This is a genomic window from Roseateles sp. UC29_93, assembly GCF_042695725.1.
Classification (GTDB): Bacteria; Pseudomonadota; Gammaproteobacteria; order Burkholderiales; family Burkholderiaceae_C; genus Roseateles; species Roseateles noduli_A.
The window spans coordinates 3,759,156-3,783,900 of sequence record NZ_CP170545.1 but is presented as its reverse complement, the minus strand read 5'-3'; the positions used below and the strand labels follow the sequence as shown (position 1 = coordinate 3,783,900).

20 protein-coding genes and 1 pseudogene are annotated in these 24,745 nt (G+C 68.7%); 8 read left to right on the top strand and 13 right to left on the bottom strand.

What is annotated here, in order from left to right; translation table 11 throughout:
• Positions 1 to 6: 6 nt before the first annotated feature.
• The 5 genes from ACFJIX_RS17480 to ACFJIX_RS17460 all read right to left on the bottom strand — a co-directional run bounded on the left by ACFJIX_RS17480 (position 7) and on the right by ACFJIX_RS17460 (position 4,302).
• Entirely contained in the window at positions 7 to 594 is a 588-nt protein-coding gene (locus ACFJIX_RS17480; protein ID WP_377153164.1) for a PAS domain-containing protein, read from the bottom strand.
• Between the two features lie 112 nt (positions 595 to 706).
• Positions 707 to 1,252 (bottom strand): hypothetical protein, encoded by a 546-nt coding sequence (locus tag ACFJIX_RS17475; protein WP_377153162.1) that lies wholly within the window; start codon positions 1,250 to 1,252, stop codon positions 707 to 709.
• Positions 1,249 to 1,686 (bottom strand): hypothetical protein, encoded by a 438-nt coding sequence (locus ACFJIX_RS17470; RefSeq protein WP_377153160.1) that lies wholly within the window; start codon positions 1,684 to 1,686, stop codon positions 1,249 to 1,251. The genes ACFJIX_RS17475 and ACFJIX_RS17470 overlap by 4 nt, the downstream gene beginning before the upstream one ends.
• 117 nt (positions 1,687 to 1,803) lie before the next feature.
• The gene (locus ACFJIX_RS17465) at positions 1,804 to 2,682 is read right to left on the bottom strand and encodes a flagellin (RefSeq protein WP_377153158.1); all 879 of its coding nucleotides are present in this window, start codon (positions 2,680 to 2,682) and stop codon (positions 1,804 to 1,806) included.
• A gap of 279 nt (positions 2,683 to 2,961) precedes the next feature.
• Positions 2,962 to 4,302 (bottom strand): class I SAM-dependent methyltransferase, encoded by a 1,341-nt coding sequence (locus ACFJIX_RS17460; protein ID WP_377153156.1) that lies wholly within the window; start codon positions 4,300 to 4,302, stop codon positions 2,962 to 2,964.
• 351 nt (positions 4,303 to 4,653) lie between these two features.
• Between ACFJIX_RS17460 and acnA the strand changes: the two genes are divergently transcribed.
• Both acnA and ACFJIX_RS17450 read left to right on the top strand, forming a co-directional pair.
• Positions 4,654 to 7,383 carry an aconitate hydratase AcnA gene (gene acnA, locus ACFJIX_RS17455; protein ID WP_377153154.1) on the top strand — a complete coding sequence of 910 codons (2,730 nt, stop codon included), beginning with the start codon at positions 4,654 to 4,656 and terminating at the stop codon, positions 7,381 to 7,383.
• A 165-nt stretch (positions 7,384 to 7,548) separates the two neighbouring features.
• On the top strand, positions 7,549 to 7,971 hold the full coding sequence (locus ACFJIX_RS17450; RefSeq protein WP_377153152.1) for a YciI family protein: 423 nt from the start codon (positions 7,549 to 7,551) through the stop codon (positions 7,969 to 7,971).
• Between the two features lie 181 nt (positions 7,972 to 8,152).
• On the opposite strand, the gene ACFJIX_RS17445 is transcribed toward ACFJIX_RS17450, so the two are convergent.
• The 4 genes from ACFJIX_RS17445 to ACFJIX_RS17430 form a co-directional block, all read right to left on the bottom strand.
• Complete coding sequence (locus tag ACFJIX_RS17445) at positions 8,153 to 9,103, bottom strand: CsgG/HfaB family protein (protein ID WP_377153150.1); 951 nt, start codon at positions 9,101 to 9,103, stop codon at positions 8,153 to 8,155.
• Between the two features lie 166 nt (positions 9,104 to 9,269).
• Positions 9,270 to 9,656 (bottom strand): hypothetical protein, encoded by a 387-nt coding sequence (locus ACFJIX_RS17440; protein ID WP_377153148.1) that lies wholly within the window; start codon positions 9,654 to 9,656, stop codon positions 9,270 to 9,272.
• A gap of 482 nt (positions 9,657 to 10,138) precedes the next feature.
• Positions 10,139 to 10,825, bottom strand: a complete 687-nt coding sequence (locus ACFJIX_RS17435; protein ID WP_377153146.1) for a riboflavin synthase subunit alpha — start codon at positions 10,823 to 10,825, stop codon at positions 10,139 to 10,141.
• A 13-nt stretch (positions 10,826 to 10,838) separates the two neighbouring features.
• Positions 10,839 to 11,231: an ArsC family reductase gene (locus tag ACFJIX_RS17430; protein WP_377153144.1), complete on the bottom strand. Its 393-nt coding sequence runs from the start codon at positions 11,229 to 11,231 to the stop codon at positions 10,839 to 10,841.
• A gap of 58 nt (positions 11,232 to 11,289) precedes the next feature.
• Here ACFJIX_RS17430 and aat point away from each other — a divergent pair, with 58 nt between their 5' ends.
• From aat to ACFJIX_RS17400, 6 genes and pseudogenes are all read left to right on the top strand, one after another.
• Positions 11,290 to 12,060: a leucyl/phenylalanyl-tRNA--protein transferase gene (gene aat / locus ACFJIX_RS17425; protein ID WP_377161829.1), complete on the top strand. Its 771-nt coding sequence runs from the start codon at positions 11,290 to 11,292 to the stop codon at positions 12,058 to 12,060.
• A gap of 28 nt (positions 12,061 to 12,088) precedes the next feature.
• A complete protein-coding gene (locus ACFJIX_RS17420; RefSeq protein ID WP_377153142.1) occupies positions 12,089 to 12,814 on the top strand; it encodes an arginyltransferase in 726 nt (241 codons plus the stop codon).
• A gap of 681 nt (positions 12,815 to 13,495) precedes the next feature.
• A pseudogene (locus ACFJIX_RS17415) lies at positions 13,496 to 14,428 on the top strand (Ig-like domain-containing protein); the annotation flags it as partial.
• A 73-nt stretch (positions 14,429 to 14,501) separates the two neighbouring features.
• Positions 14,502 to 16,121 (top strand): chitinase C-terminal domain-containing protein, encoded by a 1,620-nt coding sequence (locus tag ACFJIX_RS17410; RefSeq protein ID WP_377153140.1) that lies wholly within the window; start codon positions 14,502 to 14,504, stop codon positions 16,119 to 16,121.
• Positions 16,122 to 16,184: 63 nt separating this feature from the next.
• The gene (locus ACFJIX_RS17405) at positions 16,185 to 18,221 is read left to right on the top strand and encodes a glycosyl hydrolase family 18 protein (RefSeq protein ID WP_377153138.1); all 2,037 of its coding nucleotides are present in this window, start codon (positions 16,185 to 16,187) and stop codon (positions 18,219 to 18,221) included.
• 260 nt (positions 18,222 to 18,481) lie between these two features.
• On the top strand, positions 18,482 to 18,991 hold the full coding sequence (locus tag ACFJIX_RS17400) for a hypothetical protein (protein ID WP_377153136.1): 510 nt from the start codon (positions 18,482 to 18,484) through the stop codon (positions 18,989 to 18,991).
• 70 nt (positions 18,992 to 19,061) lie between these two features.
• Here the strand turns inward: ACFJIX_RS17400 and ACFJIX_RS17395 are convergent, their stop codons facing one another.
• The 4 genes from ACFJIX_RS17395 to glgX all read right to left on the bottom strand — a co-directional run bounded on the left by ACFJIX_RS17395 (position 19,062) and on the right by glgX (position 24,656).
• A complete protein-coding gene (locus ACFJIX_RS17395; RefSeq protein WP_377153134.1) occupies positions 19,062 to 19,472 on the bottom strand; it encodes a VOC family protein in 411 nt (136 codons plus the stop codon).
• Between the two features lie 46 nt (positions 19,473 to 19,518).
• Positions 19,519 to 20,721 (bottom strand): cation:proton antiporter, encoded by a 1,203-nt coding sequence (locus ACFJIX_RS17390; protein WP_377153132.1) that lies wholly within the window; start codon positions 20,719 to 20,721, stop codon positions 19,519 to 19,521.
• A 156-nt stretch (positions 20,722 to 20,877) separates the two neighbouring features.
• Positions 20,878 to 22,401: a 4-alpha-glucanotransferase gene (gene malQ, locus ACFJIX_RS17385; protein ID WP_377153130.1), complete on the bottom strand. Its 1,524-nt coding sequence runs from the start codon at positions 22,399 to 22,401 to the stop codon at positions 20,878 to 20,880.
• The gene (gene glgX / locus ACFJIX_RS17380; RefSeq protein WP_377153128.1) at positions 22,398 to 24,656 is read right to left on the bottom strand and encodes a glycogen debranching protein GlgX; all 2,259 of its coding nucleotides are present in this window, start codon (positions 24,654 to 24,656) and stop codon (positions 22,398 to 22,400) included. The genes malQ and glgX overlap by 4 nt, the downstream gene beginning before the upstream one ends.
• Between the last annotated feature and the right edge of the window lie 89 nt (positions 24,657 to 24,745).

Below are 24,745 nucleotides of genomic sequence, written 5' to 3'. Positions count from 1 at the left end.
GTCGACTCAGGGCACCGTCGTTACCTGCCTGAACGACACCGCCAGGATCTCCGCCAACTGGTCCAGCAGCTGTCCCGTGTCATCGTCCGGCAGCGGCTCATGCGCCGCGGCCTCCGCGCGGCTCAACGCGAGCAGCGCATGGAACGGCGTGCAGCCCAGCGCGCCGATCGGTTGATGCTCACCCAGGGAGCGATCCTGATACGGCGTGAACGGCCGCACCGTCAGGTCCACCATCGTGCCCAGCATCCGCTGCACGTTGCCGCGGTGATCGCGCTGCACCACCCGGCCACGCGACAGCACGCTGCGGTAGCCGGAGCCGTTGCTGCGCAGGCGGAAGCGCTGCTCGTAGGTGTCGGTGAAGCCGTCGAAGTGCGCCCGCAAGGACAGCATCATCGGCTCGAGGTCCTCGGGATGGACGCGACAGCGCCAGAACGCCGTGCTGTCGGGCTGGTCCGGATGCGGAAAGCCCAGGTGCTCCTTCCAGCGCGGCGAGTAATGCACCAGTTCCAGCGGCGGGTTCAAGTCCCAGACGCCGAAGGCGCCCTGCTCGACCGCCGTCCGCCAGTTCCTGACTTCGTCATGACGGATCCCCATGACGAGGCATCTTGCGCGCCGACCGGAGGCCGGTCAACGCACGTTCCCCCTCAAGGCGGGTAACGCTGCCGGCGCGCCACACCGCCCAGGCCAGCCTTGACAGCCCATCGGTCTATCCGAGCGCCGTCACCAGTTCGGCCGCCGCCGTCAGCAAGGTCGCGTCAGAACGCATCGGCGGCGACGGATCCACCGGCACCCACAGGGGCTGCCTGCGCCAGCCCAGGCGGCGCAGACGGAAGCCCGCCCGCACCAGCGCCGCGACCACGCGCGGCAACTCGCCGCGCAGCGCCGTCAGCACGTGCTCGTGCTCGGCCAGGACCGTCAGCGCCAGCGCCGCGCGCGTGCCCTGGAGCTGCAGGCCGACCGCCTCTCCGCGCCAGCGCAGCAGGAGACTCAGCGCGGGCTCCTCGCCGGGCGCGGATGCGGCAGGCGCATGCAGCGCGTCGTCATGGCGGGCCGACGATCCGGTGCCGGCAGGCCGCGCTGGCGGGTCGCCAGGGTCCCGGCCCTCTCGCCGGATCCAATAGGGAATCGGCAGCAGCCACAGCGGCTCACCGCCCGGTCCCACGGGCACCTGGCCGTGCGCCAGCGCCAGGGTCCAGGCCGACACCAATCCGGCCGGCGTGCGCGCCGGCGGGGTCTCGACGATCGCGGTCAAGAGCTGCCGCCGCCATTGCGCCAGGTCCACCCGCAAGGCGGACAGCTGCCCCCAGGCGCTGGGGATTGCACCATCGCCACGCACCCCGGCAGGCCCGGCGTGGGGGGACCTGCACCGACGTTGGCGGGATCCCGCCGGCGCTCGATCACTTCGAGCTCCATCCGCGGCACCACCGCCCGCACGCGCAGCAGCACCTGGTCGCCCGGCAGCAGGTCGTCCAACGGCGGCTCGATCAGCGTCATGATCTCGCCGCTGTCGAGCGACTCCAGCCGCCATCCAGATCCGCCACCGTTGCGGTCGCCGCCGCCGGACAGACGCAGCACCGCGCCGGGCGTCAGTCCGCCGACATCGCGCAGCGACGCCTGCAGCCGCCCGACGGCGCCGATGCCGCTCACGCCGCCGACCGCGCCGGCATTCGATGTCGATCCCGCCATGTGCCCCCGCCTCGTGCGGCCGTTCCGGCTGCCGTTGAAAAAGGAAAGGGCCGGACGTTGCCGTCCAGCCCTCGCGTCGATGTCGTCGGGCGCGCCGCGCGGCGCGCCCCGCGGTCATCAGCCCAGCAGCGACATGACCAGGCCGGACATGCTGTTGCTCTGCTTGAGCATCGCCGTGCCCGACTGCATCAGCATCTGCTTGGTCGTCATCGTCGACGACTCGGCCGCGTAGTCCGTGTCCATGATCCGGCCCTTGGCGGCGGCCGTGTTGGTGCTCATGTTCTGCAGGTTGTTGTAGACGTGGTCCAGGCGGTTGGCCGCGGCGCCGAAGGAGGCGCGCAGTTCACCGACCTTGTCGATCGCGCCGCCGATGGTGGTCAGCAGCGTGTTCGTCGTGGCCGACAGTTCCGTGCCGGCAGCCGGCGTGGCGTTGTACTGGGTCGAGACGGTGCCCAGCGCGGTCGTCAGCGCGGTCAGCTGCGTGCTGACGTCCACCGACATCGATTCGCCGGCCGAGGCGCCGATCTGGAAGCTCATCGCAGCCGACATCTTGCCCAGCGTGCCGTCGATGGTCGTGCCGTCCGAGAACAGCTGCGTGCCGCCGAAGGACGTGTTCTTGACGATGTTGGTCAGCTCGGTGCCGAGCGCGTCGTACTCGCCCTGCATTGCAGTCTTGTCGGTCGCGGTCGAGGAGGCCGAGAAGGCTTCCGTGGCCAGGTCCTTCATGCGCAGCAGGATGTTGCTGACTTCGTTCAGCGCGCCTTCACCGGTCTGCAGCATCGAGATGCCGTTCTGCGTGTTGCGCTGGGCCACGGCCATGCCGCGGGTCTGGGCATCCAGACGCGTGGCGATCTGCAGGCCGGCGGCATCGTCCATCGCGGAGTTGACGCGGAAGCCGGTCCCCAGACGGGTCATCGACGTGGCCAGGCTCTTCTGCGTCGAGCTCAGCGAGTTCTGGGTCGACAGGGCCGAGGCATTGGTGTGCAGGCTCAACATGGTGTTCGCTCCTTGAGAGTGTGGGCAAGCGCGGGGGCGCTTCGTTGATCGAAGGGCTTGAGCTGCCCTCCCACTCACAGGACGACCGGTCGGCGGGGCGACTTAAATGCGGTCCGAAAAAAACTTCGGCAGGCCAAGCGCGGGCACCTGGTCGAGCTCCGGGAAAACTTCGGGAGGCCTGGCGCGGGCACTCCACGGTGCAGGGGGCGCCCCTCCAGGGACCCCCAGCACCATTCCGGCCCCACAAGCGCACGTTGACCTCGGGCCTTGGGAATGCGGTCAGCGGGCGTCGTACATGTAGCGGCGCGTCAACGGCACGGGGGCCGGGCCGCCATCACGCTTGCTCGCCAGGATCTGGTACAGGCCCAGCTCGCCGGTCTCGAACTCCAGCGCCGATGCCGCCATGTAGAGACGCCAGATCCGGTAGTGCGCTTCGTCCACGTACTGGAGCGCCTGGTCGTGGCCCTCCTCCAGCTTCGCGACCCAGGCACGCAGCGTCTTCGCGTAGTGCATGCGCAGGGCCTCGACGTCGTGGAGCTCGAACTGCTCCTGCTCCATCACCCGCATCACGTTGCTCGCCCGGTCCAGCTCGCCATCGGGGAACACATAGCGGTTGATGAACTTCGACGACAAGGCCTGCCCCCACCCCTCCTCCTCATGGGTGATGCCATGGTTGAGGAAGAGGCCCGCCGGCCTGAGCAGCCGGTTCACACTCGCGAAATAGGTCGGCAGGTTCTTCAGCCCGACATGCTCGAACATGCCGACGCTGGAGATCTTGTCGAACTGTCCCGTCATGTCGCGGTAATCGCACAGGCGGACCTCCACCTGCCCCTGCAGCCCGGCCGCGGCGATGCGCTCCTGGGCCAGCGCCAGCTGGCGTTCCGACAGCGTGATGCCCGTGGCCTTCACGCCGTAATGTCGCGCCGCATGCATCACCAGCGCGCCCCAGCCGCAACCGATGTCCAGCAGTTCCTCGCCGGGCTGCAGCCGCAGCTTGCGGCAGATGTGATCCAGCTTGGACCACTGGGCCTGGGCCAGCGCCGTGTCGTCGGTCTCGTAGTAGGCGCAGGAATAGACCATCGCCGGATCCAGCCACAACGCATAGAAGTCGTTGGACAGGTCGTAATGGAAGGCGATCGCCGCCTTGTTCTCGGCGCGCGTGTGGCGGCGCACACCGCCCGAACGCAGCTCGGCGTCGGTCGCGGGCGGCGGCGGGGCCAGCAGCCGCACGGCCAGGCGCAGGCGGTCGCTCCAGGAAAGCGTCAGGTCCGGCAGGTGGTCCTTGAGCTGGAGCGCGGCGAAGAAATCGCCTTCGACGTCGATCTGGCTGGTGAAGTAGGCCTCGGCGAACCGCAAGGGGTCGCGGCCGAGCAGCAGGCGCCGCAGCGCGGTGGGGTCGTTCAGCACCAGCGTGAACTCGGCCGGCTGCTGCGCCTGCCGGCCCAGCCGCGTCGACCAGTGCCCGAGTCGCAGCCCCATGCTGCCGGGGTAGGCGGAAAACAGACGCTGCAGCAGCGTCAGCCCCGCCGGCGGCAGCGGCGGCGCGCCGGCGACCTCCGGGATCACCTCGGCCGCGCGGGGGGCGGCGCTGGCGGTGGGCGACAACAGTTCCTGATCCATGGATTCCTCGTCCGGAAAGCTACGAAAGAATGTTGGTCGGAAGCGCCCCGGGGTCAGTTCTTGTCGGCCAGGGTGCCGGCGGCCTGGAAGTCCCCGGCGATGTTAGCCAATGCCTCACCCCCCGCCCGGACTGGGGACATTGATGCAAGCCGCATGCCCGCTCCCCTCCGGCGGGGGCCTCGCGAGGGGTCGTTGCGCCCTCGCACAAGCTCGCCCGAAGGAGTCATCACAAGCCCGCCGCCCGAGGCCACAATCAGCCCCGATATCCCATCCCCATCCGACCGAAGAGAAACCGTCCCGCCTCCTCGACGGCCAGGAGCGCGCCAGGACCCCCAAGCCAAGGAGTCAGCCATGCCCCATGCATTCGCCAACACCGTCGCCAGCTTCAAGACCGCGTCCGGCAAGAGCGGCAAGTACTACTCGCTGCCCAAGCTGGCCGAGCGCTTCCCCAACGTGAACCAGCTGCCGGTCTCGATCCGGCTGGTGCTCGAATCGGTGCTGCGCAACTGCGACGGCAAGCGCGTGACCGCGGAGCATGTCGAGCAGCTCGCCAACTGGCAGCCCAACGCGCCCCGCAACGAGGAGATCCCCTTCGTCGTCGCCCGCGTGGTGCTGCAGGACTTCACCGGCGTGCCCCTGCTGGCCGACCTGGCCGCGATGCGCAACGTCGCCAAGGCCCAGGGCAAGGATCCCAAGACGATCGAGCCGCTGGTGCCGGTCGACCTGGTCGTCGACCACTCGATCATGATCGACCACTTCGGCAGCCCGAAGGCGCTGGACCTGAACATGAAGCTGGAGTTCGAGCGCAACCGCGAGCGCTACGAGTTCATGAAGTGGGGCATGCAGGCCTTCGACACCTTCGGCGTCGTGCCGCCCGGCTTCGGCATCGTCCACCAGGTCAACCTCGAGTACCTGGCCCGCGGCGTGCACAAGACCGGCAGCGGCGCGGACACCGTCTACTACCCCGACACGCTGGTCGGCACCGACAGCCACACGACGATGATCAACGGCGTCGGCGTGGTGGGCTGGGGCGTCGGCGGCATCGAGGCCGAGGCCGGCATGCTCGGCCAGCCGGTCTACTTCCTGACGCCGGACGTCGTCGGCTTCGAGCTGTCGGGCCGCCTGCGCGAGGGCGTCACCGCCACCGACCTGGTGCTGACCGTGACCGAGATCCTGCGCAAGGCCAAGGTCGTGGGCAAGTTCGTCGAGTTCTTCGGCGAGGGCACCGCCTCGCTGACCGTCCCGGACCGCGCCACCATCGGCAACATGGCGCCCGAGTACGGCGCGACGATGGGCTTCTTCCCCGTCGACGAGCGCACCATCGACTACTTCAAGGGCACCGGCCGCACGGCCGACGAGATCGAGGCCTTCGAGAGCTACTTCCGCGCGCAGGGCCTGTTCGGCGTCCCCAAGGCGGGCGACATCCGCTTCAGCCAGGTGGTCTCGCTGGACCTGGGCACCGTGGTGCCGTCGCTGGCCGGCCCGAAGCGCCCGCAGGACCGCATCGTCATCACCGACCTGGCCAAGACCTTCGCCTCGCTGTTCACCAAGCCGGTCGCGGAGAACGGGTTCAACCAACCCGTCGACAAGCTGCCGAAGTCCTTCCCGCTCGGCGGCACGCAGAAGGGGCTGGACATCTTCAACGGCGACGTGCTGATCGCCGCGATCACGTCCTGTACCAACACGTCCAACCCGAGCGTGATGCTCGCCGCCGGCCTGCTGGCCAAGAAGGCGGTCGAGGCGGGCCTGAAGGTCCAGCCGCACATCAAGACTTCGCTGGCGCCGGGCTCGCGCATCGTCACCGAATACCTGCAGAACGCCGGCCTGCTGCCCTACCTGGAGAAGCTGGGCTTCTCCGTGGCCGCCTACGGCTGCACGACCTGCATCGGCAACGCCGGCGATCTGACGCCCGAGATCAACGAGGCGATCACCGGCAACGACCTCGTCTGCGCCGCGGTGCTGTCGGGCAACCGCAACTTCGAGGCCCGCATCCACCCCAACATCAAGGCCAACTTCCTGGCCAGCCCGCCGCTGGTGGTCGCATATGCCATCGCCGGCAACGTGACGCGCGACCTGATGACCGAGCCGGTCGGTCTGGGCACGGGCGGCAAGCCGGTCTACCTGGGCGACATCTGGCCGACCAGCGACGAGATCCATGCGCTGCTCAAGCTGGCGCTCAACCCCGACGCCTTCCGGTCCAACTACGGCAAGGTCAAGTCGGAGCCCGGCAAGCTGTGGGAGAAGATCAAGGGCAGCACCGGCCAGGTCTACGGCTGGCCCAAGAGCACCTACATCGCGCAGCCGCCCTTCTTCGGCAAGTTCACGCAGATCCCCGAGGCACAGGAAGTCGGCGTCAAGGGCGCGCGGATCATGGCGCTGTTCGGCGACTCCATCACCACCGACCACATCTCCCCGGCCGGCTCGATCAAGGAGGTCTCGCCCGCCGGCGCCTACCTCAAGGCGCAGGGCGTGCTCAAGGCCGACTTCAACAGCTACGGCTCGCGCCGCGGCAACCATGAAGTCATGATGCGCGGCACCTTCGCCAACGTCCGGATCAAGAACCTGATGATCCCGGCCAAGCTCGACGGCGCGCGCGAGGAAGGCGGCCTGACGCTGTTCCAGCCGGGCGGCGAGAAGATGTTCATCTACGACGCCGCGATGCGCTACATCGCCGCCGGCACGCCGACGGTGATCTTCGCCGGCGAGGAATACGGCACCGGCTCCAGCCGCGACTGGGCGGCCAAGGGGACGCAGCTGCTGGGCATCGGCGCGGTCGTGGCCAAGAGCTTCGAGCGCATCCACCGCTCCAACCTGGTCGGCATGGGCGTGCTGCCGCTGCAGTTCCGCCCGGGCGACTCCTGGGAATCGCTGGGACTGAAGGGCGACGAGGTCATCGACATCCAGCTCGGCGACGAGATCAAGCCGCAGTCCGAGGCGACGCTGGTGATCCGTGCGGCCGACGGCGTCGCGCCGGAGCGCCGCGTCCCGCTGATCCTGCGCATCGACACGCCGATCGAGGTCGAGTACTACCGCCACGGCGGCATCCTGCCCTACGTGCTGCGCCAACTGCTGGCCGCGTGATCGGGCGACTGCGGAACCCATCGATCCGCCACTGAAAAGAACGGCGGGGCCGCTGTCGACCATGTCGAAAGCGGGGCCCGCCGAACGTCATGAGGGTGAGACGCGCCATTCGTTCAATGGTTCGTCCACCCTCTTTCATTTTCAGGACTGCATCAGGAGACCGACATGCGATTCATGGTCATCGTCAAGGCGGACGAGCACAGCGAAGCGGGCGAGATGCCCAGCACCGAACTGCTTGCCGCGATGGGCGCGTACAACGAGGAGCTGGTGAAGGCCGGCGTGATGCTGGCCGGCGAAGGGCTGCATCCGACAAGCAAGGGCGCGCGGGTGCGTTTCTCCGGGAAGGCACGCCAGGTCATCGACGGTCCCTTCGCAGAAACGAAGGAGCTGATCGCCGGCTACTGGATCTGGCAATGCGCCTCGTTGCAGGAGGCCATCGAGTGGGTCAAGAAGTGCCCCAACCCGCAGATGACCGAGTCCGACATCGAGATCCGCCAGATCTTCGAAGCCGAGGATTTCGGCGACGCCTTCACGCCTGAACTGCGCGAGCAGGAAGAGCGCCTGCGCGCCGACATCCAGAAGCAATAGAGGCAAAAGCAAAGCCCCACCCCGCTCGCCACGGCCCCAAAAACGGGGCCGTCAGCCGCTGCAGGTGGGGCCGGAATGCTGCTGGGGGTTCCCGGAGGGACGCCCCCTGCTGCGTGGAGAGCCCGCGCTTGGCGTAGCGCAGTTGGCCGGTCTCCCGACCCCCCCGCACTCCCTCAACGCATCACTTCGTCGTCGGCGGCGTCGTGGTGGTTGCGGGCTTCTTCGCCGCCGGCTTGGCGGCCGGCTTCGGTGCCGCCTTCGCGGGCGTGGCGGCCTGGTCGACTTCCTTGGACGCCGCGGTCGAACCGCCCTGCACGCCCAGGCGGCCGCCGGTCCCCAGCCCGCCCTTGACCTGCTGCGCCTTGTAGTTGCGCAGCGCCTTGACCATCTGGTTGTACGAGTCCGCGAACGCGGTCACGATGACCTTGCCCTGCGGCGTCTTGCCGTAGGCGCCGCCGGCGATCGCCGCATTGCCGAAGAAGCTCGCGCCGCCGAAGCCGAAGTCGAAGTTCTTGGCCGTGCCTTCCGCGGCGGAGATCTGCACGCCGGAGCGGTTGTCCACCAGCAGCAGCGTCGTGGACGCCTCGTTGGTGCTGACGTTGGCCGCCACCGCGGTGAGCAGGCCGATCGCGCCGGTCCCGATGCCGCCGCCACCGCCGCCGGTCTTGCCGGAGAACTGGATCTCGGGGCTCATCGTGTAGTCGGCGGCGACCATCTGGCCCTGGCCGAAGTTGCTGCCCGAGCGGACTTCGCCGGATTGCATCAGCGCGCGCTCACGTTCCATGTTGGCGAAGGCGCGGCCGCGTTCCACGATCACGAAGCAGTTGGACTGCTGGACCATCAGGCGCAGCACCGGCGTGGTCGAACCCAGCTGGCGGTCGCGCAGCTGCGACCACCACGGGGCGTTGGTGTCTTCGAAGATGGCCAGCGTGCCCAGCGTCTCGTCGCAATGCTCGAGCTTGCTGTTCTGGTTCTCGGCGGTCGCGCCGCCGGCGGCGCCGGAGACGGTGCCCTTGTTCTCGCCCATCGTCGGCGCGGTAGCCAGGCAACCGGCCAGCAGCAGCGGGGACAGCATCAGGGCGGACTTCAGCACGAGGCTGGACGAGGAGACGAGAGGGGAAGTGGCAAGCATGGAATCCTCCAGGTTTTCTAACGACGTCCGGGACGACGTCTCACAACGAGCAACAAGAACGAGCGACAACAAGCAACAGCGAGCGACTGCTGGCGACGACAAGGACGCGGGCAACGGACGCAATGCCCCGCCCGGACCCGACCGGACGGAGCCGGGAACTCAGGGATCAATCGAGGGGCGTGGCCGGCGCGACGCCGTAATAGCCGCCGACCGGCTGGCCGTGCGGATTGCCGATCCAGATGCTGGTACCGAACACGTCGCTGCACCCGCCCCAGGCGATCTCGAACGCGCGCGCCTCTTCATTGCGGGTCTGGGTGTAGACCGACACGGTGCTGTCCGAGGGGCCGATCGTGTAGCAGACCCGCGCCCACACCGGACGCGGCGAGGACGAGACCACCGAGGCCGCGCCTTCGGCGTTGCCGTCGGAGGCCTTGGCCATCCATTTCGTGCCGCGGGACGGGCCCGGGTTGTAGCTGAACACGTAAGGCACCTGGGCAAGCGCCGCGATCGAGGCGGCAAGCAATCCGGCAACCATCAGGCCTCTGGCCAACATTCGTTTCCCCTAACGCGTGTGTACCGAAATCCAACGATTTCAAAGGAATGTCGCGGATTGTTAGGCGCCTCCCGGCGAAAAAGCGAGGCCCCCATCGTGGTGGTACGGGCGCCTCCCACGTTGATGGGATGGCGGATTGCGCAATCCGCCACGCCCGCGTTCCACACGTCGCACGGCCTGCTGTCGACGCACACCGCACGGCAAGGCCTGCCCCCGGCAAAGCGAGCAACGGCGCGGCTTGGCGGGGAGCGTCGCGAGGGCCGATGGACACGGGAAAAGTCGGCGGAGCCCCTCCCGGGGGCCGCGGTCCGCGCGCGGCCGGAGGGGGCCGCGGGGACTTCCGTTCAGTCGACGCGCGGGCGCTCCGCGCCGCGCGCATGACTTAGGTCATCTGGTGTTGTAGGGATGGCGAATGCGGGGACATCGACTATGCGTCGACCTCGCGATGGCGAGCCCGCCGACCGTGCCGCCGACCGCGCGGGCTATGCGTCGAGGTCCAGGCCCCGCTCCTGCGCGAACAGCTTCAGCGCCGGCATCAGCGCGCCGATCTTCTCGGCGACGGCGTCCCGGACGGTATCCACCATCACCTGCGTCTGGCGCTCGATCTCGATGTGCAGCGGCGCGCCCTCGCCCTTGTCGGCGAAGGTGGTCATGCGCAGCGTCTCGGGGATGAGCCAGACCTCGAACCAGCCCGAGCCGTCGGCGTTGCGGCCGGCCTCGGCCACCGTCAGGCTGGCGCCGTTCACCGCGATGTAGCCCTTGGCGAAGATGTAGCGCATCCACGGCGCCGGCACGGCGATGCGGATCACGTGGTTGTTGGCGGGGCGGCGGATCGACTCGACCTTCGCCATGAAATCGACGTGGCCCGACAGCGGGTGGCCGCCGATCTCGGCGCCCTCCTTGGCGGCGCGCTCGACGTTGAGCCGGCCGCCGACGCCGAGTTGCCCCAGCGCCGTGAGGTTCAGGCTCTGGAGCATCACGTCGAAGTCGGCCTCGTGATCGCCCTTCAGGGCGGTGACGGTCAGGCAGACCCCGTCGCAGGCGACGGACGCGCCGATCTCCAGGTCCTGGCAGAAGCCCTCGGGGAAGTCGAGCGTGAAGCTGCGCAGGCCTTCCCTGTCAGTGATGGCGGCGACCTGCGCGATGCCTTGGACGATACCGGTGAACATGGCGGGCCTCCGATCAGCGTTTCGCCGTTTTCGCCGTTTTCGCCGTCTTCGCCGCTTCAGCAGCGTGCGACGCGAACAGCTCGGGCGAGAAGCCCAGGCTCAGCCGGCCGTCGTTCCATTCGACGACCGGGCGCTTGATCACGCTCGGCTGCTCGACCATCAGCGCGGCGGCGCTGGTCGCATCCGTCACGCCGGCCTTGGCGCCGTCATCCAGCTTGCGCCAGGTGGTCCCGGCGCGGTTCAGCACCTTGTCCCAGCCGAGCTCGGCCATCCACTGCGGCAGCTTCGCCGCGGGCACGCCCTGCTTCTTGTAGTCGTGGAACTGGTAAGCGAGGCCCTGCTCGTCGAGCCAGGCGCGGGCGCGCTTGACGGTGTCGCAGTTGGGGATGCCGTAGAGGGTGATCATGGGAACGAGGGGGGCGCCGACGGGCGTGGAACGAAGGCGGCACGCTACCATGAAGCGGATGATCCCCTGGCTCGACGATGACTCTCTGGACTTCCCGCCGACCCGCCGCGCGCTGGGGCCGCGCAGCGACGCTCCGGGGCTGCTCGCGGCCGGCGGCGACCTGAGGCCCGCCCGCCTGCGCGCGGCCTACGCCCGGGGGATCTTCCCCTGGTATGGGGAAGGCCAGCCCATCCTGTGGTGGACCACCGACCCGCGCATGGTCCTGCGGACGGAGGATTTCAAGCTCTCGCGCTCGCTGCGCAAGACGGTGGCGAAGTTCATCCGCACGCCGGGCTGCGAGATCCGCGTCGACCACGCCGCCGAGACCGTGCTCAAGGCCTGCGCCAGCACCTCGCGCAACGGCCAGGACGGCACCTGGATCGTGCCGGAGATGCAGCAGGCCTACCTGCAGCTGGCGCGCGAAGGCACGGTGCATTCGGTCGAGACCTGGATGGACGGCGAACTGGTCGGCGGCCTGTATGGCGTCAACCTTGGCCGGATGTTCTTCGGCGAATCGATGTTCATGCGCAGGACCGACGCGTCCAAGATCGCCCTCGCGGCGCTGATCTGCCTGTGCCGGGAATTCGACATCCCCTGGATCGACTGCCAGCAGCAGACGGCGCATCTCGCCTCGCTGGGCGCGGCGCCGGTCACCCGCGATGCGTTCGAGGCGCACCTCGCCGCGCACGCCGGCCTGCCTGCGCCCGGGGATTGGTCCTATCATCCGCGCCTGTGGGCCCACCTGGGCCTGAGCGACTCTTTGAGCGACTCCCAGAACGACCCGCCCTGAGCCACCAAGCCCCCGAGCCCCAGAGCCCGTGACGCACCCCAAGGAACTCCCGCTGGCCGAGCTGCAGTTCTACGCGACTGCGCCCTACCCCTGCAGCTACCTCAGCGACCGCCAGGCGCGCTCGCAGGTCGCCACGCCGAGCCATCTGATCCACGCCGACGCGTATTCGAGCCTGGTCGCCGCCGGCTTCCGGCGCAGCGGCATGTTCACTTACCGTCCCTACTGCGACGGCTGCAAGGCCTGCGTGCCGATGCGCATCCCGGTGGCGGACTTCCAGCCCAACCGCAGCCAGCGCCGCGCCTGGACGCAGCACCAGGCGCTGCAGGCCCGCGTCATGCGGCTGGGCTACAGCGACGAGCACTACCAGCTCTACCTGCGCTACCAGGCCGGCCGTCACAGCGGCGGCGGCATGGACCACGACAGCGTCGACCAGTACACGCAGTTCCTGCTGCAGAGCCGGGTGAACTCGCGGCTGGTGGAGTTCCGCGAGCCCGATGGCGCGCTGAAGATGGTCTCCATCCTCGACATCCTGGGTGACGGGCTGTCGGCGGTCTACACCTTCTACGAGCCCGAGCCCAACGTCAGCTACGGCACCTACAACGTGCTGTGGCAGCTGCGTCAGACCCGCGACCTGAGCCTGCCCCACCTCTACCTGGGCTACTGGATCGCGCAGAGCGACAAGATGGCCTACAAGGCCCGCTTCCTGCCGCACGAGTTGCTGCGCGACGGGTTGTGGTCGCGCGTCGAGCGCTGAGTTCCGACGCTATCGCGCCTCCTCGGCGCGTCCCCCTTTGCCTCCCTAGCAGCCGGTCGGGAGACCGCGCGTGGCAAGAATTGGTCCCACACTGGTTTTTCCTGTCGACCTCTCCGGTCGTACCGGTTTTCCCTTTGATTTGCCTGAATTGACGTCCATACACGTTCTTGACGACACCATTACGACACGTTACGCAGGTCTTGAGGGTTAACCTGAATGATGCAGACGTTAGTGGTATCTACATTGCATACCACTATGAGATCAGCAGCGGTATTGGTCTCCTAGACGCCGCGGTTGCAAACCGCACGCCGTCCGCCGGGATCAGCCCGCGGACCGCACGTCGACAAGCCAGGGAGTGACTGCCATGTCTGCACGCGCCTTTCTTCGTACCGCCGACCGCGCCGCCGGACCCGTTCCGGCCGCGGCGCCGCTGATCCGCCCCGCCGCCCCCGAGTGGCCGGCCTGACAGCCGCCTGAGGCCGGTCCCCGGCGGCCGGGCCCGAGCGGCCGCCGCCTTCGCCGGTTGAACCGACCGGCGCTTTTTCTTCCGAGCCCTGACCGTTTCCGCCGCGCTGCGTCCGCAGTCGCCCGGCGCGGCGGCGCTCATCCCTGCAGTTCGCGAAGACGACCACAAGACGTCCGCAAGACGTCCATAACGACCACCCGTCAGGAGCCCCCCCGATGAGACAACGTCCCTGCGCCCGTCCCCACCCGATGCTGCCGTGGCTGATGCCGATGGTGCTGGCCGTCGCCAGCACCTCGGCGATGGCCTACGACTGCACCGGCGTCGCCGATTGGAATGCCGCCACCGCGTACAGCGGCAATGCGATCGTCAAGCAGAGCAGCACCGCCTACCAGGCCAAGTGGTGGACGCAGAACAACCCGCCGGCGACGAACTCCGGGCAATGGGATGTGTGGAAGGTGCTGGGCGCCTGCGAGGGCGGCGGCGGCGGCACGAACAAGCCGCCGACGGTGGCGTTGAGCGCGCCGACCGCGGGCACCTCGCCGACCGCCGGTGACACCGTGACGCTGGCCGCGACGGCCGGGGACAGCGACGGCACCGTCGCCAAGGTCGGCTTCTACGTCAACGGCGCGCTGGTCGCCGAGGACACCACCGCGCCGTTCAGCGTGAGCTGGACCGCGCGTGCCGGCGTGGCCGACATCACCGCCCGCGCCACCGACGACAAGGGCGCGACCACCGACACCGCCGCGCTGCGCATCACCGTGCAAGGCCAGGTCACCGGCGACGAGCGCTGCCGCCCCGAGGGCCTCGCCACCACCGCCGGCACGGCGCCCGCCTACTGCAAGGTCTACGACGACCAGGGCCGCGAGAAGATGGGCGCGGACAAGCCGCGCCGCATCATCGGCTACTTCACCAGCTGGCGCACCGGCAAGACCGGTCAGCCCGCGTTCCTGGCGCACCAGATCCCGTGGGGTCAGGTCACGCACATCAACTACGCGTTCGCGCATGTGGACGCGGCCAACAAGCTTTCCGTCGGCAACACCGCCGACGCGACCAACCCCGCCACCGGCCTCACCTGGCCCGGCATCGCGGGCGCGGAGATGGACCCGGCCTATGCGTACAAGGGCCACTTCAACCTGCTCAACAAGTTCAAGAAGCAGTACCCCAACGTCAAGACGCTGATCTCGGTCGGCGGCTGGGCCGAGACGGGGCGGCTTCTACACGATGACGACGAACGCGGACGGCTCGACCAACACGGCCGGCATCAACGCGTTCGCGGATTCGGCGGTGGCCTTCCTGCGGCAGTACGGGTTCGACGGCGTCGACATCGACTACGAGTACCCGACCAGCATGAACAACGCCGGCAACCCGGTGGACTTCGCCATCAGCAACGCGCGGCGCGGCGCGCTGATGAAGAACTACGTCGTGCTGATGCGCACGCTGCGCGCGAAGCTCGACGCGGCCAGCCAGTCCGATCAGCGCCATTACCTGCTCACGATCGCGGCGCCTTCCTCCGCCTACCTGCTGCGCGGGATGGAGGCCTTCCAGGTCACGCAGTACCTGGACTACGTGAACATCATGAGCTACGACCTGCACGGGGCGTGGAATCAATTCGTCGGTCCCAACGCGGCGCTGTATGACGACGGCAAGGACGGCGAGCTCACCGCGTGGAGCTACTACACCGCCACGCAGTACGCGCGCATCGGCTACCTCAACACCGACTGGGCCTACCACTACTTCCGCGGCGCGATGCCGGCCGGCCGCATCAACATCGGCGTGCCGTACTACACCCGCGGCTGGCAGGGCGTGACCGGCGGCACCAACGGCCTGTGGGGCCAGGCGGCCCTGCCCGACCAGAGCAAGTGCCCCGCCGGCACCGGCGGCGGCACCGTGCAGAAGTGCGGCAACGGCGCCGTCGGCATCGACAACCTCTGGCACGACCTCGACGTCTCCAGCAAGGAAGTGCCCGCCGGCTCCAACCCGATGTGGCATGCGATGAACCTCGCGTCGGGCCGCCCGGGCAGCTACCTCGCCGCCTACGGCCTGAACCCGGCCACGAACCCGGCCGACCAGCTGACCGGCACCTACGTCCGCAACTACGACGCGACGCTGGTGGCGCCGTGGCTGTGGAACGCGCAGAAGAAGGTCTTCATCAGCACCGAGGACGAGCAGTCGCTCGGCGTGAAGGCGCAGTACGTGGCCGATCGCGGCATCGGCGGCGTGATGTTCTGGGAGTTCGCCGGCGATTACGCCTTCGACACGGCACGCAACGAGTACTTCATCGGCAACACGCTGACGAGCGCGCTCTACAACAAGCTGAAGACGGCACCGGCCTACGGCAACCGCCTCAGCTCGGCGGCGCTGCCGGCGGAGACGCTGGACATCGCGTACGCGCTCGGCGGCTTCGCACTCGGCGACAGCAACTACCCGATCACGCCCAAGCTCACGCTGACCAACAACAGCACGACGACGCTGCCCGGCGGCACGGAGTTCCAGTTCGACGTCCCCACCGCGATCCCGTCGACGGTGACGGACCAGAGCGGATTCGGCCTCACGGTGATCAGCAACGGCTCGAACCCCGCGGGCAACAACATCGGCGGGCTGAAGAACGACTTCCACCGCGCCAGCTTCAAGCTGCCGTCGTGGCAAAGCCTGACCCCCGGCGCCAGCGTGACGCTGACGATCAATTACTTCCTGCCGTCGACGATGCCCAGCAACTGGACCGTCACCGTGAACGGCCGCAGCTATGCGCTGGCGCAGGAAGCGCGCCGCGGCGCGGTGCCTGCCGCAGCACCGGCGGCGGCGGCGGCGAAGACCTCCGCCAAGACTTCGGCCACGCGATGAACGACATCGGCGCCGGCCTCCCGGACCTCCCCACCACCACCCTTTGACCCACAGGAGATCGACATGAAGAGACAGATGGTCCGCCTCGGCGGCATCGCCCTGGCCGCCGCGATGGCCGCCGGCACCGCGCACGCCTACGACTGCACCAACGTGCCCGAATGGTCGGCGTCCGGCATCTACACCGGCACCTCCAACAGCTTCGCCAAGCAGAACAACATCGCCTACCAGGCCAAGTGGTGGACGCAGAACGAAGCGCCCGCCACCCACTCCGGCCAGTGGGACGTGTGGAAGTCGCTGGGCGCCTGCACCGGCGGCGGCACCGACACCACGCCGCCGACCGTGCCCTCGGGCCTGACCTCCAGCGGCATCACCAGCAGCAGCATCACGCTGAGCTGGGGCGCGTCCACCGACGCCGGCAGCGGCGTCAACAACTACGAGCTGCTGCGCGGCGGCTCCCTGATCGCGTCGCCCACGGCGACCAGCTACACCGACTCCGGCCTGTCGGCGGGGACCTCGTACAGCTACCAGGTCCGCGCGAAGGACAAGGCGGGCAATGTCTCCGGCCTCAGCAGCACGCTGTTGACCAGCACCGCCAGCAACGGCACCTGCGCCGCGGCGCCGGCCACGCCCTCGGGCCTGAGCTCGCCGTCCAAGACGGCCACCAGCGTCAACCTGGCCTGGAACGCCGTCGCCGCGGGCCCGAACTGCACGGTGCAGTACCGCGTCAACCAGGGTTCGACGCAGGTCGCGCAGGGCGCGGCCACCAGCGCCAGCGTCACCAACCTGACGGCCAACACGAACTACACCTTCACGGTCTCGGCCTTCAACCAGGCCGGCTCGTCGCAGCCGTCGGCGCCGATCACGGTGAAGACCGACACGCAGACCGCCGGCGACAAGGTGCTGCTCGGCTACTTCGCGCAGTGGGGCATCTACGGCCGCAACTACCACGTCAAGAACATCGACACGAGCGGCTCGGCGGCCAACCTGACGCACATCAACTACGCGTTCGGCAACGTCCGCAACAACGTCTGCGAAGTCGGCAAGATCATCCCGAGCAACGAGTCCACCGGGGAAGGCGGCGACGCCTTCGCCGACTACGGCAAGTCCTACGGCGCCGACCTCAGCGTCGACGGCGTGGCCGACACCTGGGACCAGCCGCTGCGCGGCAGCTGGAACCAGCTCAAGAAGCTCAAGGCCAAGTATCCGAAGATCAAGGTGCTGATCTCGCTGGGCGGCTGGACCTGGTCGCGCGGCTTCTCGAGCGCGGCGCGTCCGGAGAACCGGGTCAACTTCGTCAAGAGCTGCGTGGACGCCTACATCAAGGGCAACGTGCCGGTGACGGACGGCGCGGGCGGCCCGGGCGCGGCGGCCGGCGTGTTCGACGGCATCGACCTCGACTGGGAGTACCCGAACGCCTGCGGCCTGGCCTGCGGCACGGCCGAGGATCGCGCCAACTTCACCGGCCTGCTGGCCGAGTTCCGCAAGCAGCTGGACGCGGTGCGTCCGGGCCTGCTGCTGTCGATCGCGTCGGGCGCGGGCGTGGACAAGGTGCGGGCCTATGACCCGGACCAGATCCATCCGTACCTGAACTTCATCAACGTGATGACGTACGACTTCCACGGCGGCTGGGACACGATCACCGGGTTCCACTCGGCGCTGTACGCGCCGGCCAACGATCCGTCGACCGGTGACGTGAAGAAGTACAACACCAACGACGCGATGCAGGCCTTCCTGGACAAGGGCGTCCCGGCCTCGAAGCTGAACGTCGGCATCGGCTTCTACGGCCGCGGCTGGACCAACGTCCCCAACGTCAACAACGGCCTGTACCAGAGCGGCACGCCGGCCCCCGGCACCTACGAGGCGGGCAACGAGGACTACAAGGTCCTGAAGAACCTGCAGGGCTACACCAGCCGGATCGACGACGTCAGCAAGGCGCAGTGGATCTACAACGGCTCGACCTTCTGGAGCTTCGACACGCCCGCCACGATCGCCATCAAGATGGCCTACGTGAAGTCCAGGGGCTTCGGCGGCGCGTTCTTCTGGGAGTTCTCGGGGACGATCCGACGGCCTCGCTGTCCAAGGCGATGGGCGCGGGCCTGAAGTAAGGCCTGGAGCCCTCCGGAGCGGCCCCGGCCGCTCCCCCCGACAGGGCGCCAAGAGCCCCCCGCGCGGTCCTCCGCGCGGGGGCTTTTTTCATCCTGCCTCCCCCCGGGCGTGCTGCGGTTCCCCCTCCTGCGGCCCTCCTGCGCTCCATCCTGCCAGCGCGTGGCAGCTACCCCCAGGATCGCGATTGAATACTGTACGTTCATCCAGTATTCTCATCCTTCCCATTCAGCAGCCGAGCCACCGAGGAACCCGTCATGCGTCGCTACGAAGTCATCCTGGAACGAGTCATGGTCCCCTATCACCAGCGCGAGCTGGCGTGCGTCATCGCCATGCAGGTGCTGGACGCCCGCCTGGGCGGACCGGCGGGCGTGGTGGACGCGTTCAACGCCGCGCGTGCGGTGACGGGCGGGGACACGCGGTGGTCCATCCCGGAAGCCGCGTCCCGCGCGGACGTCGCCGCGGTGAAGCGCTGGCGCCGCGCCACGGAAGCGGCGCTGGATGCCATCGAGCAGGGCTTCGCGCACGTGTTCGTGGGCATGTCGGCGCAGGAGATCGAGCTCGCCCGCGCGGACGAGTCCCTCAGCATCGTCCCGCACCTGATGGAGGTGCCGGCCCGCCTGCTGGCCGAGGCCCGCGTCGGACTGCCGTGGTCGGCGACGGCCGCGGTGGTCGTCAGCGCCGCGGCCCAGGCCGCGATGGTGCCGCCGGCCTCGATGCTGACGCACATGCCGACCCTGGCGCACGCGGCGATGATGGCCCACTGAAGCGCCGCGAGCCGCAAGGCCCGCGCCGGGAACGCCCACAGCGCAGAGAGCGCCGAAAGCGCCAAGCGCTTCAGGAGCTCGGCGCAGGTTCCGCCAGTTCCGAGATCTCGATGAGGTTGAGGTCGGGATCCCGCAGGTAGACCGAGCGGATCTTTCCCGTCGCGCCGGTGCGCATCACCGGCCCTTCGATGATGGCCACCTGCAGCGCGTTCAAGCGTTCGATGACCTGATCCAGCGGGATCGATGCGATGAAGCAGAGGTCCAGCGCGCCCGGCACCGGCGTGTGCGCCTTGGGCTCGAACTCCCGGCCCTTCACATGCAGGTTGATCTTCTGCTGGCCGAAGAGGAGGGCCTGGCGCGTGACCGGCGGCGTGCCGCCGACGAAGCGCTCCAGCCGCATGCCCAGCACCTCGGTATAGAAGCGGATGCAGTCCGCCTCATGGGCGGTCGTGAGGACCAGGTGGTCGAGGTGATCGATCAAGGCAGACTCTCGTCAGGCGACAACGCCGGGATTCTGCCTGCCTTCCTCAACTGGCGCGGAACACCAGCTCCTTGATCCGCGCCAGCCGCGGCGCCACCACGGGCACCGTCAGCATCGTCGACCCGACGGCCATCAGCAGCAGCGCGGTGAAGGTCTCGCTGGTGATGATCTGCTTGTCCAGCAGCACGTTGGCAAAGATGATCATGATCAGCGCCTTGGTCTGCAGCAGCCAGCCGATGATGCCGGCCTCGCCCGGCGCCCATCGCAGGATGCGCCCCGCCACGTGCGTGCCCAGCAGCTTGCCGCTGACCGACGCCGCCAGCAGCAGCGCCGCCGCCGCGAACACCGCGCCGCCCTCCAGTCCCCACTGCGTGCGCAGGCCCGTGCTGAGGAAGAAGACCGGCATGATCACCAGCAGCACGTGATGGCGCAGCGCGTCCATCTGCGCCTGGTCGAACCATTCGGCATCCATCACGACACCGGCCAGGAACGCCCCGACCATGTAGTGCAGCCCCGACCAGTCCGCGCCGAACGCGATCACCGCCAGCCAGATCAGCCCCACGTACCAGCGGTCCCGCGCGGGGATGGCGCGCATCAGGCGCCGGAACAGCACGGTCGCGATGGCGAATGCCGCCAGGAACAACACCTGCTTGCCGACCCGCGACCAGTCCATCAGGATGATCGCGAGCACGGCCCAGATCAGGATGTCGTCCAGGCTGGCGTAACGGAGGATGCGCTGCCCGATCGGCTGGCGCAGGATCTCGAGTTTCTCCATCAGCAGGATGAGGATGGGCAGGGCCGTCACCGCGCACGCCATGCCGACGCCGACGATGAACTGCCAGGTCTGCGCCTGCGCGCCCATCCACTGCGATCCCATGCCCAGCAGCACCACCGCGGCTGCCGAGCCGAAGGCCATCGGCACGCCCAGCGCCAGGCCGGCGGTGATGCCGCTCTCGACGCGATGCGCCCAGGCCTTCTTCAGGTCGAGCTCGATGCCGGCGATCCACACGAACAGCATCACCGCCCACCAGGCCACGCCGTTGAGCGACTGCACGACCGACGGGTTGAAGACGAACTGGTAGTACTCGGGAAAGGCCCGGCCGAGCACGCCCGGGCCGAGCAGGATGCCGGTGATGATCTGCACCACGACCAACGGCGCGAAGTAGTCCGTGCCCCCCAGTCGCCACACCAGGTAGGGGACGGTGAAGATGATCGCCATGGCGATCAGGAAGATCTCGGTCGTGCTCATCGGCGGCTCCTCTGCGCTGTCCGCCGCCCGGTGCGCCACAGCGCCCAGGCAATCGATGACAACGTTGTCTCTCGGGAATTGGATTGTGAGGGTCAAGCCCCCGCAATCACCGCCCTCGCTTTCCCTAGGCTCTCATGAAAGCGGTTTCAGAGGATTTCACTCCGGCAGCCCGGCGCCGGCAATAGGGGCTCTCCCGCTGGTCGCGGCGATCAGGCCGAGCACGCGGCCCGGCTCGGCGCCGACCATGTCCCAGGTGAAGCGCCATTCCCAGTTGCCGCCGAGGGTGCCGGGGATGTTCATGCGATGGGCGCTGTCCAGGCCCAGCACATCCTGCAGCGGATAGACCGCCACGTTGGCCACCGAATTCGCGCAGGCGCGGATCATGGCCCAGTGGATGTCGTGGTCGCCGCAGGCCAGGTAGGCGGCGACGTAGGCGCGTTCGTGGGCACTGGCCTGGTTCCACCAGCCGCGCACCGTGTCGTTGTCGTGCGTGCCGGTGTAGCAGACGGCCGCGCGCGGCCAGTTGTGCGGCAGGAACTCGTGCCCGCCGTCGCCGCCGAAACCGAACTGGAGGATCTTCATCCCGGGATAGGCCAGCGCGTCGCGCAGCTCATGCACGTCGGGCGTGATGAATCCCAGGTCCTCGGCCACGATGGGCAGTTGGCCCAGCGACTTCGCGATCGCGTCGAACAGCGCCTTGCCCGGACCGGTCTTCCAGACACCGCGCGTGGCGTCGGGGCTGTCGGCGGGGATCTCGTAGTAGGCCGCGAAGCCGCGGAAGTGGTCGATGCGGAACACGTCCGCCGAGCTCAGCATGCGCTTGACGCGCGCGGTCCACCACGCGAAGTGCTCGTGGGCCATCTTGTCCCAGCGGTACATCGGATTGCCCCAGCGCTGACCGGTCGCGGCCATCGCGTCCGGCGGCACGCCGGCGACGACGGTGGGCTGGAAGTGCTCGTCGAACTCGTACAGGTCGGGACGGGCCCAGCAATCGGCGCTGTCGTGGGCGACGAAAATCGGCAGGTCGCCCATGATGTGGACGCCGCGTTCATTCGCGTAGGCCTTCAGCGCGCCGACCTGGACGTCGAAGCACCATTGCACGAACTGCCAGAACGCGACCTCGTCCGCGTACTGCTCGCGGGCGGCCACGAGCGCGCGCGGCTCGCGCGCGGCCAGGTCGCGCGGCCAGTCCCACCAGCCCTGCCCGTCGCGTCGCGAGCGGATCGCCATGAACAGCGCGTAGTCCTGCAGCCAGTCGCGCTGCGACACGCACCAGAGTTCATAGGCGGCGCGGTCGGTGGCGGCGCCCGTCGTGAAGAAGCCTTGCGCGGCGGCGCGCAGCTGCTGCTCGCGCCACGGCAGCACGCGGCCGTAATCGACGCGTGCCGCATCGAAGCCGCCTTCGGGCGGCACCGGCTGTGCAAGCCAGCCCTTGGCCACCAGCGGCTCCAGGGCCACCAGCCACGGATTGCCGGCGAAGGCCGACACGCCCTGATAGGGACTCTCGCCCGGGCCGATCGGGGTGCTGGGCAGCCACTGCCAGATCGACTGGCCGGCCGACTGCAACCAGTCGACGAAGTGGTAGGCCCCGGGCCCGAAGTCGCCGGCGCCGTTCGGGCCGGGCAGCGATGTGACGTGCAGCAGCACGCCGGATTGGCGCTTGTGGAGGTCGATCGTCATGGTGTCGCTCTGAGGGGTTCTGCGGAATTCTCGATGCACAGCAGCAGGCTGCGCGCGGGCGCCGTGAGCGCGGTGAAGGCATCGTCGCCCAAGGGTGCGGCCGTGAGTTCGCCGCTGCTGTCCAGCAGCAGGCGCCACGCGCCGGCAGACACGATCGCGCCGGCTGCATGGGCCGCATGGGCTGCATGGGCCGCGGCGGCCGGCAGCGTGAAGCGGCGGGGCGTCGCCGAGGGATTGGCGATCAGCAGCAGGCGCTCGCGGCCATCGCTCAGCAGGGCGGCGAGCGCCGGCGCTTCGTCATCGCGCCAGTCCGGATCGCGCATCGCATGTCCATCGGGATGGAACCAGCGCAACGCCGGGCGGTCGATCGCGCCTGTGCCTGTGTACGGTGCGGCCTCGGCCTCATCGGCCTTATCGGTCTCATCGGCCTGCGGCACGGCAAACCAGCGCGCGTGATGAAGCAAGGGGTACGTGCGGCGCAGCCGCGCGAGCTCAGCGGTGAACGCGATCAGCGCCTCGTCGGCGTTCGGCCAGTCCAGCCAGCCGATCTCGTTGTCCTGGCAGTACGCGTTGTTGTTGCCGCCCTGCCCGTTGCCGAACTCGTCGCCCGAGTACAGCATCGGCGTGCCCTGCGACAGCAGCAGCGTCGCGAGCATCGCGCGCCGGGCGCGTTCACGGGCCTCGCGGATGTGGGGATCGTCGGTCGGCCCTTCCACGCCGAAGTTGCCGCACAGCTCGCCGTCGCGGCCGTCGCGGTTGTCTTCGCCGTTGGCCTGGTTGTGCTTGCGGCTGTAGCTGACGAGGTCGTTCAGCGTGTAGCCGTCGTGCACCGCCAGGAAGTTGATCGAGGCCAGCGGCGAACGTGCCGCCCGCTCGCCGCCCTGCCCTTGCGGATGGAACACATCGCCCGACGCGCTGAAGCGCCGCGCGAATTCGGCGCGGCCGATCATCGTGCCGTCCGGCCCGTGGCCGAGCCAGAAGCCGCGCGCCGCATCGCGGAACTTGTCGTTCCATTCCATGAAGCGGCCCGGGAATCGTCCGAGCTGATAACCGTCCGGCCCGACGTCCCAGGGCTCGGCGATCAGGTGCACCTGGGAGAGCAGCGGATCCTGCCGCAGCGCCGTGTAGAACGACGCCTGCGGATCGTGCCCCGCCGCCGTGCGGCCCAGCACCGGCGCGAGGTCGAAGCGGAAGCCGTCCACGCCCATCTCGCCGACCCAGAAGCGCAGCGAGTCCAGCACGAGCTGCGCGACGCGCGGGTGCTCCACGTTGACGGTGTTGCCGCAGGCGGTCAGGTTCTCCATCCGCGAGGGATCGTCGGCCTGCAGCCGGTAGTAGCTCTTCTGGTCGAGCCCGCGCAGCGACAGCGTCGGGCCCCACTCATTGCCCTCGGGCGTGTGGTTGTAGACGACGTCGAGCACGACTTCCAGCCCGGCCTCGTGCAGCGCCCGGACCATCCCGCGGAACTCGGCGGCGACGGCGGTCGGGTCGTGACGCACGGCGGCGGAGGCCAGCCGCGGATCGGGCGCGAAGAAGCCCAGCGTGTTGTAGCCCCAGTAGTTGCGCAGGCCGGTGCCGAAGAGGTGCGGCTCGTCGACGGCGAACTGCACCGGCAGCAGCGACAGCGTGGTCACGCCGAGTCGCTTGAAGTGCGCGATCGCCACCGGATGCGCGAGCGCGGCATAGCTGCCTCGCAGCGCCTGCGGGATCTGCGGATGGCGCATCGAGAAGCCCTTCACATGGACCTCGTACAGCACCACCTCGCGCGGCGCATGACGCGGCGCATTGGCGCGCGGACTCGAGCCGGCGGGCGGCGCGGCGACACGCGCCTTCAGCGCGGTCGCGCCGTTGTCGCGCTCGTCCAGCGCGAGCGGGCCGTCCGGATGGCCGAAGGGATAACCGTGGTCCTCGGGCAGGTTGCGGAACTCGCCGACGATCTCGCGCGCGTAGGGATCCAGCAGCAGCTTGCCGGCGTTGAAGCGGTGCCCCTCGCGCGGCGCGTGCGGGCCGTGCGCGCGCAGGCCGTAGAGTTGGCCCGCCCGCGCGCCGGGCAGGAAGCCGGTCCACACGCCGTCGACCGGCTCGTCCAGCGCATACCGTTTCAGCTCGACAGTCCCGGTCTCGTCATAGAGGCACAGGTCGACGCCCGTCGCGTGGGCCGAGAACACCGCGACGTTGACGCCCCCGTCGCGGACGGTGGCGCCCAGCGGCTCATGGCGGCCCGCTGACAAGGCCTCTGGGAAGACGGTCATCATGGTTCGAAGTATCTCTCAGGCGTTCACAGGAATGTAGTTTCACTACATCGGGTAATCCCGAATTCAATCGCAAGCTGTTGATTTAATGA